Source organism: Novosphingobium clariflavum, from assembly GCF_026420865.1.
Taxonomy (GTDB): Bacteria; Pseudomonadota; Alphaproteobacteria; order Sphingomonadales; family Sphingomonadaceae; genus Novosphingobium; species Novosphingobium clariflavum.
Map to the genome: position 1 here is coordinate 13486 of NZ_JAPCWC010000019.1, position 15496 is coordinate 28981.

A 15496-nucleotide genomic window follows, 5' to 3' on the forward strand; every position below is an offset into this window, starting at 1 on the left:
GGGATGGGGCGACGACCCGCCCTGTTCTGCTCCTCTCCCCACACAAAAAAAGGCCCCGCATTTCGCGAGGCCTTTTTTTGTGTCCGTAACGTGCGGGTTGATCAATGCGCCCGCATGGTGCTGCGGGCGAGGCGTTCCAGCAGCGGCATCAGCCCGGGGTAGTTCGCTTTGGCATAAGTCGTGCCCGCGCCGAACTGGCGGGCAAGACGGCGATGCGCCTCGGCCAGCGAATGGTAGGGCATCGAGGGCAGCAGGTGGTGCAGCGCGTGATAGCGCAGGCCGACCGGCGCCCAGAGTTCGGAGAACTTCGCCGGCGGCGGCACGTTCACCGAATCGAGGTACTGCGCGGTGACGGTCATCGCCTCGCCATCGTTCTCCCACAAGTGCGCGACCAGCGTGCGGACCTGGTTGAGGAAGGCCGTGAGCGACATGACGCAGAGCGCGATCACCAGTGGGCGCCAGCCATAGGCATAGCTAGCGGCGAGCACGGCGATGGCCCAGACCGAGCAGCCCAGTTCCTGCCAGAACACCATCTGCGCGAACTTCCCTTCGGGCGCGCGGCGGTCGAAGCGCGGGTTGATGGCCAGCGCCGAGGCACGGCCCCAGACCAGCTTGCGCAAGGGAGGGATCACCACGCCGAGCGGCGTCAGCACCGCCGAGCGGATCAGCAGCGCGGGCGGCAGCAGGATTGCGGTGAGCGCGAAGACCGGCAGGCTCCACGGCTTCATCAACGCCAGCGGGAGGTATTCCGGGTCCTCGATGGTGCCGTAGCGGGTGCGGGTGTGGTGGATCGTGTGTACGCCCTCGTACATGAACGAGGGGATTAGCATCGGGATGCCGACGATCAGGTTCCACACGAAGCGGAAGCCGGGCAGGGCGTCGCGGTGGATGTGGGTCAGTTCGTGGATGAACAGCAGCGCGCGGTAGAGCGCCAGCGAGGCCAGCAGGCCCAGCGCCAGCGCTGCCCAGGGATTGCTCACCAGGATCGCGCCGGCCAGCGCGCCGTAGCCCACCAGGGTCGATGCCAGCATGTCCGGCCAGTAGATTTCGGGGCGCGCGGCGGCGATGTCGCGCGTCAGTTCGACGGCGGCGCGCAGCATCTCCTTGTCGTCCGGGATCTGCGACGAGCGCAGGCGCTCTGCCGCCTCGGTGGGCGCGTTGGGAGACAGGTCGATGGCTTCCTGGGCAGTCATACGTTCATATTCCAAAGTCATCGGGCAAAAAGCCGGCCCGTTACGGACTTTTGCGGCTGGCGGTGCCTTGCTCATGCTTGACAAGGTGCGGGCACCGGCCGCAGGTCGCGATCCTGATAGTCCCCATAATGCGGAACAAAGGCAGGATCGTGGCCAAAGCCGAACTAGTCATCACACCCGTTTCCAGCAAGGCCGACCGCGCTGCCTTTGTCGATTACGCTTATCGGCACAATGCGTCAGATCAAAATGGGGCGGCAGATCCAAACTGGGTCCCCAATCTGCGCTCGGAGGAAATCTCCAAGTTCACCCCCGGCAAGAACCCGTTCTGGGACCATGCGCGCGGCCAGCTGTTCCTGGCAAAGCGCGGCGGCGAGGTGGTCGGGCGCATTTCGGCGCATATCGATGAACTGGCGCTGAAACAGCCGGCGGAGCAGGGCATGGGCCCGGGCACCGGCAACTGGGGCGCGATCGAGGCCGAGGACGAGGAGGTTGCCAAGGCCCTCATCGCCCGGGCCGAGGACTGGCTGCGCTCCGAGGGCATGACCCGCGTGCTGGCGCCGATGAACCTCTCGGTCTGGGAAGAGCCCGGTCTCCAGGTGCTGGGCCACGACCATCCGCCGATGGTGATGATGGCACACCACGATTCGGCCTACCAGCCATGGATCGAGGGCGCCGGCTACGACCGGGTGAAGACGCTCTACACCTACGATCTCGACGTGACGAAGCCGTTCCCGCCGCTGGTCCAGCGCATCGTTTCCTCGGGCGAGAAGAATGCCAAGATCCGCATCCGCGAAGTCGATCCCAAGCGGTTCGACGAGGAAGCGGCGCTGATCTGCGACATCCTCAACGACGCCTGGTCGGACAACTGGGGCTTCGTGCCTTTCACCGAGAAGGAAATCGCCTATACCGGCAAGGCGCTCAAGCCGCTGGTCCATCCCGAACTGATCCGCGTCGCCGAATACGAGGGCGAGCCGGTGGCCTTCATGATGACCTGGCCCGATCTCAACCAGGCACAGAAGCGCTTCAACGGCCCCAAGGGCAAGCCGGGCATCTTCGGCCTGATCAAGCTGCTGCTGTGGCTGCGCAAGCCCAACCCGGCCGACATGCGCGTGCCGCTGATGGGCGTGCGCAAGAAGCTGCAGTCCTCGCGCCTTGCCAGCCAGCTGGCTTTCATGATGATCGAATACATCCGCCGTTCGGCCACCGCCAAGTTCGGTGCGCGCCGTGCGGAGATCGGTTGGGTGCTCGATGACAACCAGGGCATGGTCGCCATTGCCGGGGCCATCGACAGCAAGGTGAACCGCGAATACGCGATTTACGAAAAGGCGCTGTGATGGCCGGATGAAGGGCTGCCTTTACAGGCATGCCACAAGAAAGGGCCCGCTGCGTGCGCAGCGGGCCCTTTCTTGTGGCTGGGCGCATGACGCTGCCTTTGCGGCTCATATCCATTTTCTTGTACCCACCTGCGTTGAGCCCGCGCGGCGCCTGGGCGTTCCAGGCGGCTGATGCGTCAGCATCACTGCAACCTGGTGTTAATCGCGGCCTTCTAGTGGATTTGCGATAGGGAAACAGGGGCGCGCAGATGAAGTACAGATCCTGGCTGATCGTTCCGGGAAACAGCGAGAAGCGTCTGGCGCTGTCGCATGGCGTGGGGGCGGACGTGATCGTGGTCGACCTTGCGGATACGGTTCCGGGCGAAGGGCGAGAGATCGGGCATCGCTCGGCGGCGCAGTGGCTCATGGCGGGCCGCCATGCCGCGGGAGGCGCACGTCACCAGGCGCGCTGGGTGCGCATCAACAGTTTCGAATCGGGGCTCTGGCGGGAGGATCTGGCTGCGGTGATGCCCGCGGCGCCCGAAGGCATCATCCTGCCGGCGGCCGCCGGGCCCGAGGCGGTGCGCGAACTGGCCAGCGAAATCTACGGTCATGAGGAGCGCAACGGCATCGCTGCCAGCGCCACCCGCATCATGCCGGTGCTTGGTGCCAGCGCGCGGGCCGCGCTGCATGTGGGGCGTTATCTCGATTCCGCGCACCAGCGGCTGGACGGGCTGGCCTGGAGCGCCAGTGCGCTCGGCATGGCGCTCGGTGTCGGCCAGGGCCGCGACCGACAGGGTGGCTGGGGCGGTGTCGCGGCCCATGTCCGTGCACAAGTGCTGCTGACTGCCCATGCCGGGGCGATGCGCGCGCTCGAGGCTCCGTTCGAGGACTTCGAGGACGAGGCCGGGTTGGAGCGCGCCGCGCTGCAGGCCCGCGCCGACGGTTTTTCAGGCATGTTTGCGGTGCATCCGGCGCAAGTCGCCGTCATCAACCGGGCTTTCGCGCCGCGGCCGCAGGAACTCGGCGCCGCGCGCGAGATCGTTGCGGCCTTTGCCGCCAATCCGCATCTCGGCACGATGGCGGTGGGCGGCCGGATGGTCGACCGCGCGCATCTTGCGCTTGCCCGTCACACGCTGGCGCAGGCGGATCTTGTCGTCGATGTCGGCGAGGAACTGCGCCGGGCGGCTATTCTCCGCCCGGCTTGATCGCAGCGGTGCTGTCTGCCGCAGCAGCCGCTTCGACATCGGCGGCGGCGGCTGCCGCCGCATCGGCGTTGCTGTCGCCGGTCGAGGCGCTGGCATCGCTTGTCGGCCTGCGTGCGGACGAGCCGCTTGCCTCCGGCGCCATGTGCGGACTTTGCGAACGCACCGTGTCGTAAGCCGGCATGTCGTCGGTGACCGAGCGCTGCTGCAACTGTGCACCGGCAGCGGCCTTGTCGCTGGCCGCCTCCTGCTTGTTGCAGCCGGCCAGCGCGAGCGCTGCCAGAATGGCAGCGGAACGGAACGTCAGGCTCATGCGGGCGTCTCCGGAGCGGGGGCGGCGGGCGGGCAGGGGCGGTCGAGCGCGGAGAGGAAGGCATCGGCATGGGACAGCAATGCTGCGTCCCAGTGGTTGAAGTCGATGTCGTGGCCAAGCCGCTTCATGCTGGTGACACCGAACTCGTCGATGCCGCAAGGCACGATGCCGGTGAAATGGGCAAGGTCGGGGTGAATGTTCACCGCGAAGCCGTGCATCGTCACCCACTTGCGGATGCGCACGCCGATGGCGCCGATCTTGGCCTCACGCCCGTCGACGTCGCGGGTCCAGATGCCGATGCGGCCTTCGCTGCGGAAGCTCTCGACGCCGAAGTCCTTGAGCGTCTCGATCACCCAGCCTTCGAGGCCGTGGACAAAGCCGCGCGCATCGCGGGCGCGCTTGCGCAGGTCCAGCAGCACATAGGCCACGCGCTGTCCGGGGCCGTGGTAGGTGTAGCGGCCGCCGCGCCCGGCCTCGACCACTTCGAAGCGCGGGTCGAGCAGTTCGGTGCGGTCGGCGCTGGTGCCGGCGGTGTAGACGGGGGGGTGTTCGAGCAGCCAGATCAGTTCACGCGCCTCGCCTGCCGCGATCGCGGCATTGCGGGCTGTCATTTCCTCGAGGGCGGCGCGATAGGGCACTTGTTCGGTGCTGACGCGCAGTTCGATATCACCGGCCAAAGTCGTGGGGAAAGTCATGTTTCGTTGCGTGGCGTCATTCCCTGCGGTTATCAAGCCACTTTGAGATGACCGCCCTATCCTGGCGGCGGCAGGAGCAGCAATGACGTTCGACAGCAACCGGGCCTGGAACGAGGCCAGCCGCGCGGTTTCCGCCAACAAGGAAGTGGTTCTGGCCATCGCGGGGGTCTTTTTCCTGTTGCCGCAGCTGATCTTCTCGATCTTCTTTCCGGCGCCGGAAATGGCGAGCGGCGGGACCGAGCAGCAGGTGCTGGATGCGGCGAGCGCGTATTACGCCTCGATTCTCCCGGTGATGATTCCCGTCGCCCTCTGCCAGGCGCTGGGCACTCTGGCGCTGCTCGGCGTGCTCGATACCGATCGCCGTCCGACCGTGGGCGAGGCGATCGGCAATGGCCTCAAGGCGCTGTTGCCCTACCTGCTGGCCCAGCTGGTGATGGGCTTTGCATTGATGAGCATCGGCCTCGCCGTGGCGACGGTCTTCGCGGCGGCGGGCGGCAAGGTGGGCGTGATCGTCGGCCTTGCCATCGGTTTTGTGCTGGTGGTGCCGATCGGCGTGCGGCTGTCGCTGGTGGCGCCGGTGATCGCGGTGGACAAGCTGCGCAATCCGATCGCCGCGCTGATCGTTTCCTGGCGGCTGACCAAGGGCAACACGGCGCGGATCTTCGGCTTCTATGCGCTCCTGTTCGTGGCGATGATGGTGCTGATGCTGGTTTCGGGCATCGTCACGCTGCCGATCGGCCTGCTGGCGCCCAAGGACATCGCGGTGCCGGTCGGCGCGGGCATCCAGTCGCTCGTCGCGGCGCTGATGGCGGCCTATTTCGTGGCGGTGATCGGCCAGATCCACCGCCAGCTTTCCGGCGGATCGCCAGAGGTGCTGACAAGCCCGTTCGAGTGACGGGCCGCGCCTTCCGTTCATCCGGTGATTGCACCTGACTGGAAAGCGCTCTTGCCTTCACCTGCATGCAAAAAGGCCGGCGTTCGGGAACGCCGGCCTTTTTTGTCTTGCCGATGGCGGGACTGTCCCGGTCCCCGGTTTTTCAGTCCTCGTCCTTCCAGCCCCACCACATGAAGCAGGGGGGGACGTTGATCGGTTCGATCTTGTCGTCGATGCGCTTGAAGTGGCGGGCCATGAAGCTCTTGGCCTTGGGCGTGAACTGGTAGACCAGGAACGCGCCGCCCTTGCGGATCACGCGGTAGGTGGCCGCGGCGATGGCCGGGCCGACGCCTTCGGGCAGGGTCGAGAAGGGCAGGCCCGAAAGCACGTAGTCGGCTTTCTCATGGCCGTGCGCGCGCACGATCTCCTCGACGTCGGCCGCCGAGCCGAGCACCGGGATGAAGCGGCTGTCGGTGATCGTGCGGCGCAGATAGTCGATGAACAGCGGGTTCGTGTCGATCACGATCAGCTGTGCATCGCGGCTCATGCGGTCCAGCACCGGGCGGCAGAACGTGCCGACGCCGGGGCCATACTCGACAAAGAGCTTGGTGTTCGCCCAATCGACGGGCGCCAGCATGCGATTGATCACGAAGCGCGACGAGGGGACGATCGAGCCGACCATCACCGGATTGCGCAGAAATCCTTCGATGAACACGCCCCATGGTCCGAGGCTGTGCTTGATCTTTCGCTTGATTCGCTGGGGGAGCGCCTCTCGGGCAAGCTCGGTACTGGTCATGCTGGCGAAAACTCTCGCGTTGTTGTCGTCCTGCGGAGGGCGAAGGCGTGGCAGATCGGGGGGCACATTGCAAGCAAGCCGGGTGGCTATGTTGCAGGGCGATTACAAAATCTCGTGGACCTTTTCCATGGGGCGGCAGAGCCGCACGCCGCTGTCGGTCTCGACCAGAGGGCGTTCGATCAGGATCGGCTCTGCGGCCATCGCGGCAAGCACCGCGGCATCGTCGGCATCGGGAAGGCCGCGCTCCTGGGCGTCGGTACCGCGCAGGCGCAGGCCCTGCTGCGGGGTGAGGCCCGCGTCCTTGTAGAGCTGCGCCAGCTTTTCGGCGCTCGGCGGGGTCTTGAGGTATTCGATCACCGTCACGTCCACGCCGGGGGTCTCTTCCAGCACGGCGAGCGTCTTGCGCGAGGTGCCGCACTTGGGATTGTGCCAGATCGTGGCTTTCATGGAAGCTGTCCTTCAGTGTTCGGATGAAGTCGGGTTCAGCGCCGGAACCGCGCGGGCGGCGTCCTCGGGCGCGATGCCGGGAGCGGGCGCGGCGCTGATGGTTTCCTCGCGGCGGAGCACGCGGCCCGCGCGCTGCACGGCGGCGAGCAGGCGCGGGTGGACGCCGCAGCGGCAGAGATTGGGAAGGGCGGCGCCGATCTCGGCCTCGCTGGGGTTGGCATTGCGTGCCAGCAGCGCGGCAGCGGCGATGACCACGCCCGGCGTGCAGAAGCCGCACTGGATCGCCTGTTCGGCCACCATGGCCTGCTGCACCGGATGCGAGCGGTCCTGCGAGAGTCCTTCGATGGTGGTCACGAAGCGCCCCTCGCACTCGCCCAGCGTGACGAGGCAGGAGCGCAGCGCGGCGCCGTCGACCATGACCGTGCAGGCTCCGCAGTCACCGGTGCCGCAGCCGTACTTGGTGCCGGTGAGATTGGCACCGTCACGCAAGCCCCAGAGTAGCGGTGTCTGCGGATCCATGCGGATCTCGACCGGGTGGTCGTTGAGGGTCAGGCGCGCCATCGGCATTCCTTAACCATCGCGGCGGCGCGTTTCCAGTGCGGGATCCATCGATATCAGAGCATTACTTTCATGCCCGCCCAGATCGTGCGCGGTACGCCAAGGTCCATCGATCCGTCCTGGTTGCGCGTGACGATGGTCTCGTCGGTCAGGTTCTCGGCGCGCAGCACCAGCGAGACCGGGCCCGCGACGGGCAGCTGGACATAGGCGTCCAGCGTCGTGGCGGCGGGCAGCACGTACTGCTCCCGATCGTCCTCGAACTGCGCGCCGGTGTGGCGGACCGTCGCGGCGAAGCGCCAGCCTTCGCGCGGTATCCATGCCAGCGTCGCGGTGGCGGAGAGCCTGGGCACTTGCGCCGGGCGCATGCCGTCAAGCGCCAGTCCTTCGGCTTTCACCTTGGAATCGGTCCACGCAAGCGATCCGTCGAGCCTGACCGTGCCGAGATCGAGCGCGGCGCTCGCCTCGATCCCCTTGGCCCGGATCGCATCAACGTTCTGGCGCTGCTGGGTATTGGTGGCGACAGTGACGTTGGCGATGGCGTTCTTCAGCCGGTTGTCGAAAGCGGTGAGCGAGAGCGTCAGCGGTGTGATCGGCGTGACATCGATCCCGGCCTCATACCCACGCAGGCGTTCGGGCTTGAGGTTCGGATTGGCGTTGGTCGTCACCGGGAACACCACGTAGGGCCGGTACAGCTCGTTCAGCGTCGGCAGCCGCATGCCGGTATAGGCGGCGGCGCGCAGGCTGACCGCCTCGGCGGCCTTCCACACGATCCCGCCGCGCGCATTGCCCTCCCAGCCCGAGCGATCGGCATAAGCGCTGTCCTGTGTCACCGCGCCGCTGGTGGGCGAGACCGAGCGGTAGAAGCCATTGCGGATCGTCCAGCGATCGGCGCGGCCCCCGGCGGTGAGCACGACCTTGCCGATGGTCCAGTCGTCCTGAAGGTAGAAGCCGAGGTCGGACTGGTCGCCGCCCGCCCGGCGCACGGCGGTCGCAAGGCCGGTCGTGGCGGAATAGGGCATTTCGAGGAGGCGCCCGGTGGCCAGCTTCACATCGGTGCCGAGGCGCAGCACGTGGCCCCCGCCCACGGGCGGGCGCAGTTCGGCCTTGCCGCCGATCGCCGTGGTCGGCGTGCGGTGCTGGTCGAGCGTTTTCCTGTAGCTGGTCGAACTGATGACCACGTTCGAGAAGTCCTGCGCCTGCACATAGCCGAGCACGTCGAACTGCCACTGGCCCCGGCCGACCACGCGCAGCGAGGCCTGCTGGCCCTCGGACGTCGAATCCGCGCCCTTGAACCGCAAGCTGCGCGAATCGCCGTAGGCCAGCACGGTGGCCTGCACTTCGACATCGCCCGAGATCGGCGCCACGGCGCGCAGGCTTCCTGAAAGTGTCTCGTACGCGGCGCGGGCGGAGGCGGCGACGCGCTGGTCCTTCGGCGTCGTCCAGAAGCCGTCACCGCGGTCCCACTGGACGCTGGCGACGAGGAAGCCGCTGCCCAGCTTCGGCGCGGCGGTGAGCGAGGCCTGCGTCTCGCCCCGATCGTTCACCAGTGCCTCGCCTTGCAGCAGGCCGATCTGGTCGGGGCCGGCACTCGTCATCTCGATGGTGCCCGCCACCGCGCCCGATCCGAATGCGCCCGATCCGCCGCCGCGTGTCACCCGCACCGAACCGATGCGTTCGGGGGCGATGGCGCTGTAGGGGATGTAGCCGAAGAACGGGTTGGCCACCGGCACGCCGTCGAGCAGCACGAGGGTGCGGCTGGCCGCGTTGCCGCCGAGCGCGCGCAAGTTCGCGCCTTGCGCCGATGGGTTGGCCGAGCGGCTGTCCGAACGGCGGAACTGCGAGAAGCCGGCGACGGAAGAGAGCACGTCCTCGATCCGGCCCGAGGCGCTGGAGGTGATCGTGTCGCGGCCTATGATCTCGACATCGTAGGCAGGCGTCGCCGGACCGTCGTCGAGGCCGTGGCCGGTGACGATGATGGGACTTGCAGGCTCGTCCGCCAGTGCGGGCGCGGCGAGGGAGACACTCGCCAGCAGGGCAATTTTCAGAGTCTTGCGCATGGAATCAGGCCGCCGCGATTTCCAGCACCAGCGGTTCGAGGCCGTCCACGCGGCCTTCCAGCCTGTCGCCCGAGGCAACGGAGCCGACGCCGGCCGGGGTGCCGGTGTAGATCAGGTCGCCGGGGGCGAGGTGATACAGGCGCGAAAGGTCGGCGATCAGTTCGGGGATCGACCAGATCATGTCGCTGAGCGGGGCGTCCTGTTTCGTCTCACCGTTCTTCGTCAGCGCAATGCGCTGCTCGGAAGGTTCGCCGAAGGCGGCGGCGCGGGTGATCGGGGCGATGACAGCGGCGTTCTCGAAGTCCTTGGCGGTGTCCCAGGGATAGCCCTTGGCCTTCGCGGCGTTCTGGAGATCGCGGCGGGTGAGGTCGATCCCGCAGGCATAGCCGTAGACGAGGCTCATCGCGTCATCGATGGAGACCTCGAAGCCTTCGGCGCCAATGGCGACGACCAGTTCCATCTCGTAATGGCAATCCTGCGTGCCCGGCGGATAGGGTATCGCCGCCGGGGAATTGCAGATCGCGGCGGGGGCCTTGTTGAACCAGATCGGCGCCTCGCGGTCGACCGCGTTGCCCAGTTCGCGGGCGTGCGCTGCGTAGTTGCGGCCCACGCAGAACACGCGCCGCACCGGATAGCGCGCCGTTTCGCCGATCACGGCGACCGATGGCGTTGCGGGCAGTTCGAAAAGCAGGCTCACGGGTGAAAATCTCCTGAGGTTTCGCGTTCGCATAGAGTGCCCGGATCGGTGCGAAAAGACGTTAGATGGCGGGCATGATGCCTTGCCGTTATGGCCCAAGCGCCTACAATCGCACCGTGACCGAGAAACAATACCTCTCCGGAAGGCTGCTGCTGGCCATGCCGGGCATGTTCGATCCCCGCTTCGAGCGCACCGTCAGCGTGATGTGCGTGCATGACGAGAACGGCGCGCTGGGCATCGGCATCGGCCGGCTGCGTGAAGGTGTTCGCTTCCACGATATTCTCGACGAACTCGATATCGATCCCGGCGATACCCCCAATTGTCACGTGCACGAAGGCGGGCCGGTGGAGCCGGGGCGCGGCTTCATCCTCCATTCCACCGACTGGGGCGGCGCGGACACCTTGCAGGTCCAGCCGCTCTGCGCGCTGACCGCGTCGATGGACGTGCTGCGTGCCATCGCCGAAGGCCGCGGGCCGAGCCGCTGGCTGATGGCACTGGGTTATGCCGGCTGGGGGGCGGGCCAGCTCGAGAGCGAGATGCGCCAGCACGGCTGGTACGCCGCCGACCCGCATCCCGAGATCCTGTTCGAAACCCCGGTCGATGCCCGCTGGGGCGCGACATGGCGGGCGGAAGGCATCGATCCCGCCTTGCTGGCGAGCGAGACCGGTCGGGCCTGACGGGCCTGACGGGCGGCTCAGGACAAGTCGGGCGCCTGAAGCGCCTGCAAGTCCTCGGCCCGGTCCACGTCGAGCAGGACCGCCGGATCATCCACCTCGTCGAAAACCACCTCTTCGCGTGAACGCAGCAATCGGCCTGCGCCTTCATCGCCCTCCAGCCCGGCGATCTGCGGGAACAGACGTGCGCAGAGTAGCGCGGGGTGACCGGGGCTTCCCCGGTAACGGGGCAGCGCGGCGATGTTGTTCCCGATGATCGCCGCCAGCCTTGCCGCTTCCCCATGCGGCACCCGGGGCATGTCGCCGAGGAACACAAACACACCGTCCGCTCCGGCTGCCGCCGCGATCCCGGCTTTCAGGGACTGCGACAATGCCGCGCTGTCGATCCGCAAGGCAGCGACCGGCGGTTCGCCTGGCCATTCGCCGAGGTCGAGCCCGGGCCTTGCCACCACGATCACCCGGGAAACCGGCGCGGCCCGCGCTGCGCGGATCGCATGAAACAGCAGCGGCTCGCCATCGAGCAGGGCAGAGAGCTTGTCGCTGCCGAACCGGCTGGAGTGCCCCGCCGCCAGTACCAGCGCGGTGAGGGTCATGCCCGCTCGGCCGCCGGGTTCATCGCCTGCATGATCTGTGCGAGGATGCCGGTGGCCACTTCGAAGGGGGATTTGCCAAGCCCGGTGACGCCGGGCGAGAGGTTGAGGCGGACCAACTCCGCCTCGCTTGCCCCGAGGGCGCGGAGGGCTGCCAGCCGCCCATCGGCCCGCGATCTGGCGCCGATCATGCCGACCCAGGCCGCCTGGCCGCGCAGGGCGGCGAGGCAGCCGCCGAGATCGTGCCCGTCCTCGTGGGTGGCGCCGAGATAGGCGGTCCAGCGGTCCATCCCGAGGTCGCTAACGGCCTGTTCCGGCGCGCTGCGCAAGTAGCGCGAGACCGCGAAGGGCGGCGGCGAATGGGGGCCGTCCGGACGCACCAGCACCGTCTCGAACCCGGTCATCGCGGCCAGCCGGGCGGCGGCCAGCGCGCCCGGATCGCCGCCGGAGACGATCAGGCGGCGTGGTGGGTCGTGGCGGCGGGCGAGCGTGAACGGCGCTTCGCAAAAGGCGAGAAGGGGGCCGTCGTCGCGCGTCACGCGCCGGGTCAGTCCATCGCTGTGCCAGCGGCAGGGGCGGCGCTCTTCGGCATGACGCAGCAGGTCGGCGGCGGCCGGGCAGTCGGCCGCCAGTCGCTCTACCATCACGTGGAGCGCGCCGCCGCAGCGCAGGCGCAGGTCGATCCACGGGCTGCCCTGTCCGTAGTGGAGCCAGCGCGGCTGGCCATCGGCGAGGACTTGCGCGGCGTGGTGCGCGACGTCGCCTTCGATGCAATCGCCCGAGAAATAGCCGCTGGCTTCCAATGTGCCATCGGCGCGGGCTGCGAATAGCATCTGTGCGCCCGGGCCGCGCGGGGCGCTGCCGGCCACGCGGTAGAGCGTTGCCAGCACGCCAGCGCGGCCACTGGCCCGCGCGGCGGCGAGGGGCGCGCGAATGTCGTCGATCCAGCCGAACAGCGGCCAGTCGGCATGCGCGATTTCGCCGGGTAGGTCCGCGCCGATCGTCTCGGCCTGCGTGTCAGCCTGCGTCTCAGCCGGCGTGTCAGCCGGCGTCTCAGCCGGCAAGGGCACTAGCCGTGACCGCGGAGCGGTCCCCGATCAGCGGGGCGATGATCAGCCGGTGGAGCAGGGGGGCGACGGCGTCGGGTGCCATTTCCGGCGCGTGGCCCAGCCACCAGGCCAGGAGATCGAACGTGGCGCCGGTGCCGTGGACGACGCCGAGGTCGGCGGGAAGCCAGGTCACCGGGGTTTCGACCTGGCCCACCAGCCCGCGTGCCTGGCGGATGAACTCGTTGCGCACGATCGCCGCCGCGCCGCCGGCCAGCAGGGCCGACCACAAGGCGCGGTGCTGCTCGACGTAGCGGCACAGCGCCAGCGTGGATTCGAAACTGTCGGCATCGCGCAGCACCGGGATCGTCATTGCCAGCAGATTGGCGATTTCATCCGAGGCGACGTCGCCGAGCAGGGCTTCCTTGGTCGGATAATGGCGGAAAAAGGTGGCATAACCGATCCCGGCATGGCCGGCGATCGCGCGGATGGTGATCTGGTCGAACGGGCGCTGCTCCAGCAGCGCGAGCATCGTCGCGTTCAGCGCCTTGCGCGAACGGACCTGCCGCGCGTCGGTGGGCGCGTCCTTCCTGAACCCGGTGAGTTTTCCGTCCATGCCGGTTTTCGTAACAGGACGTTGTCGCACTGTCTAACGCGCCAGTGATGAATGGGATTCATCGACGTCGTGACAAAAATGAAAGTGGGAAGGCGTTCTTGGCCCCGCCTTCAGCGTATGCTTCCCGCTTGTGTCGGCGCTCTCAGCCCTCGCCGATACGGTCCGCAAACAGCAGGCGCCCGCCCGACAGGTGCATGAGGGCGTCGCCGAAGTCGGTCGGCGCCATCGCGAAGCAGCCTTCGCTGCGGCCGATCTTGCCCCATTTGGAGATCATCGAGGCATCGACGTACCAGGCCGGATGCATGACGATGGCCCGTTCGAGCGCGGCCGAATTGTCGGCGTCGAGGCCCTTGAGGCGGATCGAGGTCCCGTACTTGCCCTGATACCACTCGCACGTGAGATAGGCCCCGCGCGAGGTGGCTTCCGAACCGTACATGTTCGAGAACGACTGCAGCCAGCCGCTGTGCGCCGGGTCCGAACCGCGACCGTGCGCCAGCAGGAACGAGCGTACCGTGCCGTTTTCGAGGTTGGCGAAATGCAGGCGCGGCTGGGACGAGGGCTGTGCGAAGTCGGCAATGCCGACAACGTCGGTGCGCCACAAGTGCGACTGCACGCGCTGCACCTGCCGGGCCGCCGCATCGAGGATGCGCCGTTCATAGGGCGTGCGGCTGTAAGGCGCCGCGCTGATGCCGCCCGAGGAAGGCGTGTTAACGGAAGAAATTTCGGCTGCCAGCACCCGGGAGGGAAGCGCGAGGCTTGCCCCCGCCGCCAATCCGCCCATGAGGACAGCACGTCGACCCAACGTGTTTTCCATGGCTTGAGACTAACCGATTTCGGTTAACAGCGCCAGAAGGTCTTGCTCACTGGTTCCCGGAAGGCGGTCGGTTCGCCGCATGATGAAAACGGCTTGCCGCAATGCAGCAAGCCGTTGATCAAGCCTTTGATCCGCAACGCCGGTTTCGGATCGTCATCGTTTCACGTCGTTCCGTGCTGCGCTCCAATGCGCGGCAGAACCGGTGGTCGGCCCTCAGGCCACCGCCTTCAGCGGCTTTTTCTGGTGCTGGCGAATCCACGCCTCGACGACAGGGGCGATACGGCCGCGCCATTTGCTGCCGTTGAAGATGCCATAGTGCCCGACGCCTTCGGCCAGGAGGTACTTCTTGCGGTCCTCGGGCAGGTTGGCGGCAAGGTGCAGCGCCGCCTTGGTCTGGCCGAGGCCCGAGATGTCGTCCCGTTCGCCCTCGACGGCGAGGATGGCGGTGTCGCGGATCGCGCCAAGGTCGATGCGCTCGCCGCGATGGACGAACTCGCCATTGGGCAGCGAATGCTTCTGGAACACGTGCTCCACGGTCTGCAGGTAGTATTCGGCGGTCATGTCGCAGACCGCGCGGTATTCGTCATAGAAGGCCTTGGTCGCCGCCGCGCTCTCGTCGTCGCCTTCGACGAGGTGCTTGAACATGCCGTAGTGGCTCATCATGTGGTTGCCCAGGTTCATCGCCATGAAGCCGGCCAGCTGCAGGAAACCGGGATAGACCTTGCGGCCGCCGCCGGGGTAGGTCAGCGGCACGGTGGTGACGACGTTCTGCTCGAACCACGCCAGCGGCTGGTTCATCGCCACGTCGTTGACGCTGGTGGGCGCCTCGCGGGTGTCGATCGGACCGCCCATCACGGTGAGCGTGGCCGGGCGGCAGGGGTTTTCCTGCTTGCCCATGATCGCGGTGGCGGCAAAGGCCGGGACCGAGGGCTGGCACACGGCGAGCATGTGGGTGCCCGGGCCGATGTGTTCGAGGAAGGCGATCAGGTAGTCGATATAGTCGTCAAGGTCGAAGCGGCCCGCGCTCTGCGGCACCATCTTGGCGTCGGCCCAATCGGTGATGTAGACCTCGCAGGTCTCGACCATGCGCGCCACGGTGCCGCGCAGCAGGGTGGCGAAGTGGCCGCTCATCGGTGCGACGACCAGCAGCTTCGGTGCATTCTTGGGCAGGCCCGGATGATCGAAGCGCAGCAGGTTGCCGTAAGGGCGGTGCATGACGATGGCTTCGGTGACCGGGTAGGTCTTGCCGTCGACGGTCACGCTCTGGATGTCGAATTCGGGCTTGCCGCGGGTCATCGTGGCATGGGCAAAGACGTCGAGCGCCGAGGCCATGACCGGACCGAATCCGAAGTGGCTGAACGGCATCGAGGGATTCGTCAGCAGCTCCGCGCCGACCGATGCCCAGGCAGCGGCGCCGCTCAGCATGGTGCGCTGCAGTTCGTAAGCGTTGTAAAGCAAGTGAATTTCTCCTGCGCGACATGCCCGCCCGGTCTCTGATTAGCTCTCTTGTGGACCGCATTTGTCGGGGTTTTATGGCATCCATGTGGGCCTGCCGGACCATTTGCGCAATGCGGCAATAGTCCAATGGCATCTTTCACCAGGGTGATC

The 15496-nt window shown here is 67.2% G+C and carries 17 protein-coding genes; 4 read left to right on the top strand and 13 right to left on the bottom strand.

Annotated elements, in window-relative coordinates; genetic code table 11:
* Positions 1–101: 101 nt before the first annotated feature.
* Positions 102–1193 carry a fatty acid desaturase family protein gene (locus tag OKA11_RS18320; RefSeq protein ID WP_267222961.1) on the bottom strand — a complete coding sequence of 364 codons (1092 nt, stop codon included), beginning with the start codon at positions 1191–1193 and terminating at the stop codon, positions 102–104.
* Positions 1194–1342: 149 nt separating this feature from the next.
* On the opposite strand from OKA11_RS18320, the gene OKA11_RS18325 reads away from it, so the two are divergent.
* Both OKA11_RS18325 and OKA11_RS18330 read left to right on the top strand, forming a co-directional pair.
* Positions 1343–2527, top strand: a complete 1185-nt coding sequence (locus tag OKA11_RS18325) for a GNAT family N-acetyltransferase (RefSeq protein WP_267222964.1) — start codon at positions 1343–1345, stop codon at positions 2525–2527.
* A 248-nt stretch (positions 2528–2775) separates the two neighbouring features.
* The gene (locus OKA11_RS18330; RefSeq protein WP_267222966.1) at positions 2776–3714 is read left to right on the top strand and encodes an HpcH/HpaI aldolase/citrate lyase family protein; all 939 of its coding nucleotides are present in this window, start codon (positions 2776–2778) and stop codon (positions 3712–3714) included.
* Here OKA11_RS18330 and OKA11_RS18335 read toward each other — a convergent pair.
* Positions 3695–4024: a hypothetical protein gene (locus OKA11_RS18335; protein WP_267222968.1), complete on the bottom strand. Its 330-nt coding sequence runs from the start codon at positions 4022–4024 to the stop codon at positions 3695–3697. The two genes, OKA11_RS18330 and OKA11_RS18335, sit on opposite strands and share 20 nt — an antisense overlap.
* Positions 4021–4719 carry a lipoyl(octanoyl) transferase LipB gene (lipB, locus tag OKA11_RS18340; RefSeq protein ID WP_267222970.1) on the bottom strand — a complete coding sequence of 233 codons (699 nt, stop codon included), beginning with the start codon at positions 4717–4719 and terminating at the stop codon, positions 4021–4023. Before lipB ends, OKA11_RS18335 begins: the two co-directional genes overlap by 4 nt.
* Before the next feature lie 82 nt (positions 4720–4801).
* Here lipB and OKA11_RS18345 point away from each other — a divergent pair, with 82 nt between their 5' ends.
* Positions 4802–5614, top strand: a complete 813-nt coding sequence (locus tag OKA11_RS18345; RefSeq protein ID WP_267222972.1) for a hypothetical protein — start codon at positions 4802–4804, stop codon at positions 5612–5614.
* Between the two features lie 142 nt (positions 5615–5756).
* Here OKA11_RS18345 and OKA11_RS18350 read toward each other — a convergent pair whose 3' ends face one another.
* The 5 genes from OKA11_RS18350 to OKA11_RS18370 form a co-directional block, all read right to left on the bottom strand.
* Positions 5757–6389: a class I SAM-dependent methyltransferase gene (locus tag OKA11_RS18350; protein WP_142632266.1), complete on the bottom strand. Its 633-nt coding sequence runs from the start codon at positions 6387–6389 to the stop codon at positions 5757–5759.
* A 102-nt stretch (positions 6390–6491) separates the two neighbouring features.
* Positions 6492–6836 (bottom strand): ArsC/Spx/MgsR family protein, encoded by a 345-nt coding sequence (locus tag OKA11_RS18355; protein WP_267222974.1) that lies wholly within the window; start codon positions 6834–6836, stop codon positions 6492–6494.
* Between the two features lie 12 nt (positions 6837–6848).
* Positions 6849–7397, bottom strand: coding sequence for a (2Fe-2S)-binding protein (locus OKA11_RS18360; RefSeq protein WP_267222976.1), 549 nt, complete (start codon positions 7395–7397; stop codon positions 6849–6851).
* Between the two features lie 53 nt (positions 7398–7450).
* The gene (locus tag OKA11_RS18365; RefSeq protein ID WP_267222978.1) at positions 7451–9451 is read right to left on the bottom strand and encodes a TonB-dependent receptor; all 2001 of its coding nucleotides are present in this window, start codon (positions 9449–9451) and stop codon (positions 7451–7453) included.
* 4 nt (positions 9452–9455) lie between these two features.
* A complete protein-coding gene (locus OKA11_RS18370; protein ID WP_267222980.1) occupies positions 9456–10148 on the bottom strand; it encodes a fumarylacetoacetate hydrolase family protein in 693 nt (230 codons plus the stop codon).
* Between the two features lie 77 nt (positions 10149–10225).
* On the opposite strand from OKA11_RS18370, the gene OKA11_RS18375 reads away from it, so the two are divergent.
* Positions 10226–10825 carry a YqgE/AlgH family protein gene (locus OKA11_RS18375; protein WP_267223054.1) on the top strand — a complete coding sequence of 200 codons (600 nt, stop codon included), beginning with the start codon at positions 10226–10228 and terminating at the stop codon, positions 10823–10825.
* 17 nt (positions 10826–10842) lie between these two features.
* On the opposite strand, the gene OKA11_RS18380 is transcribed toward OKA11_RS18375, so the two are convergent.
* From OKA11_RS18380 to OKA11_RS18400, 5 genes are all read right to left on the bottom strand, one after another.
* On the bottom strand, positions 10843–11415 hold the full coding sequence (locus OKA11_RS18380) for a nucleotidyltransferase family protein (RefSeq protein WP_267222982.1): 573 nt from the start codon (positions 11413–11415) through the stop codon (positions 10843–10845).
* Positions 11412–12476, bottom strand: coding sequence for an XdhC family protein (locus tag OKA11_RS18385; protein ID WP_267222984.1), 1065 nt, complete (start codon positions 12474–12476; stop codon positions 11412–11414). Before OKA11_RS18385 ends, OKA11_RS18380 begins: the two co-directional genes overlap by 4 nt.
* Positions 12466–13074, bottom strand: coding sequence for a TetR/AcrR family transcriptional regulator (locus tag OKA11_RS18390; protein WP_267222986.1), 609 nt, complete (start codon positions 13072–13074; stop codon positions 12466–12468). The genes OKA11_RS18385 and OKA11_RS18390 overlap by 11 nt, the downstream gene beginning before the upstream one ends.
* Before the next feature lie 142 nt (positions 13075–13216).
* Complete coding sequence (locus OKA11_RS18395) at positions 13217–13876, bottom strand: murein L,D-transpeptidase catalytic domain-containing protein (RefSeq protein ID WP_267222988.1); 660 nt, start codon at positions 13874–13876, stop codon at positions 13217–13219.
* A gap of 225 nt (positions 13877–14101) precedes the next feature.
* The gene (locus OKA11_RS18400; RefSeq protein WP_267222990.1) at positions 14102–15346 is read right to left on the bottom strand and encodes a polyhydroxyalkanoate depolymerase; all 1245 of its coding nucleotides are present in this window, start codon (positions 15344–15346) and stop codon (positions 14102–14104) included.
* Between the last annotated feature and the right edge of the window lie 150 nt (positions 15347–15496).

What these genes read in the sequence shown, in the direction of transcription:
- OKA11_RS18375 (WP_267223054.1), top strand. Translation starts at nt 10,226, where the DNA reads ATGCCTTGCCGTTATGGCCCAAGCGCCTACAATCGCACCGTGACCGAG.
- lipB (WP_267222970.1), bottom strand. Translation starts at nt 4,719, where the DNA reads ATGACTTTCCCCACGACTTTGGCCGGTGATATCGAACTGCGCGTCAGC.
- OKA11_RS18360 (WP_267222976.1), bottom strand. Translation starts at nt 7,397, where the DNA reads ATGGCGCGCCTGACCCTCAACGACCACCCGGTCGAGATCCGCATGGAT.
- OKA11_RS18380 (WP_267222982.1), bottom strand. Translation starts at nt 11,415, where the DNA reads ATGACCCTCACCGCGCTGGTACTGGCGGCGGGGCACTCCAGCCGGTTC.
- OKA11_RS18345 (WP_267222972.1), top strand. Translation starts at nt 4,802, where the DNA reads ATGACGTTCGACAGCAACCGGGCCTGGAACGAGGCCAGCCGCGCGGTT.
- OKA11_RS18365 (WP_267222978.1), bottom strand. Translation starts at nt 9,451, where the DNA reads ATGCGCAAGACTCTGAAAATTGCCCTGCTGGCGAGTGTCTCCCTCGCC.
- OKA11_RS18335 (WP_267222968.1), bottom strand. Translation starts at nt 4,024, where the DNA reads ATGAGCCTGACGTTCCGTTCCGCTGCCATTCTGGCAGCGCTCGCGCTG.
- OKA11_RS18355 (WP_267222974.1), bottom strand. Translation starts at nt 6,836, where the DNA reads ATGAAAGCCACGATCTGGCACAATCCCAAGTGCGGCACCTCGCGCAAG.
- OKA11_RS18390 (WP_267222986.1), bottom strand. Translation starts at nt 13,074, where the DNA reads ATGGACGGAAAACTCACCGGGTTCAGGAAGGACGCGCCCACCGACGCG.
- OKA11_RS18350 (WP_142632266.1), bottom strand. Translation starts at nt 6,389, where the DNA reads ATGACCAGTACCGAGCTTGCCCGAGAGGCGCTCCCCCAGCGAATCAAG.
- OKA11_RS18320 (WP_267222961.1), bottom strand. Translation starts at nt 1,193, where the DNA reads ATGACTGCCCAGGAAGCCATCGACCTGTCTCCCAACGCGCCCACCGAG.
- OKA11_RS18330 (WP_267222966.1), top strand. Translation starts at nt 2,776, where the DNA reads ATGAAGTACAGATCCTGGCTGATCGTTCCGGGAAACAGCGAGAAGCGT.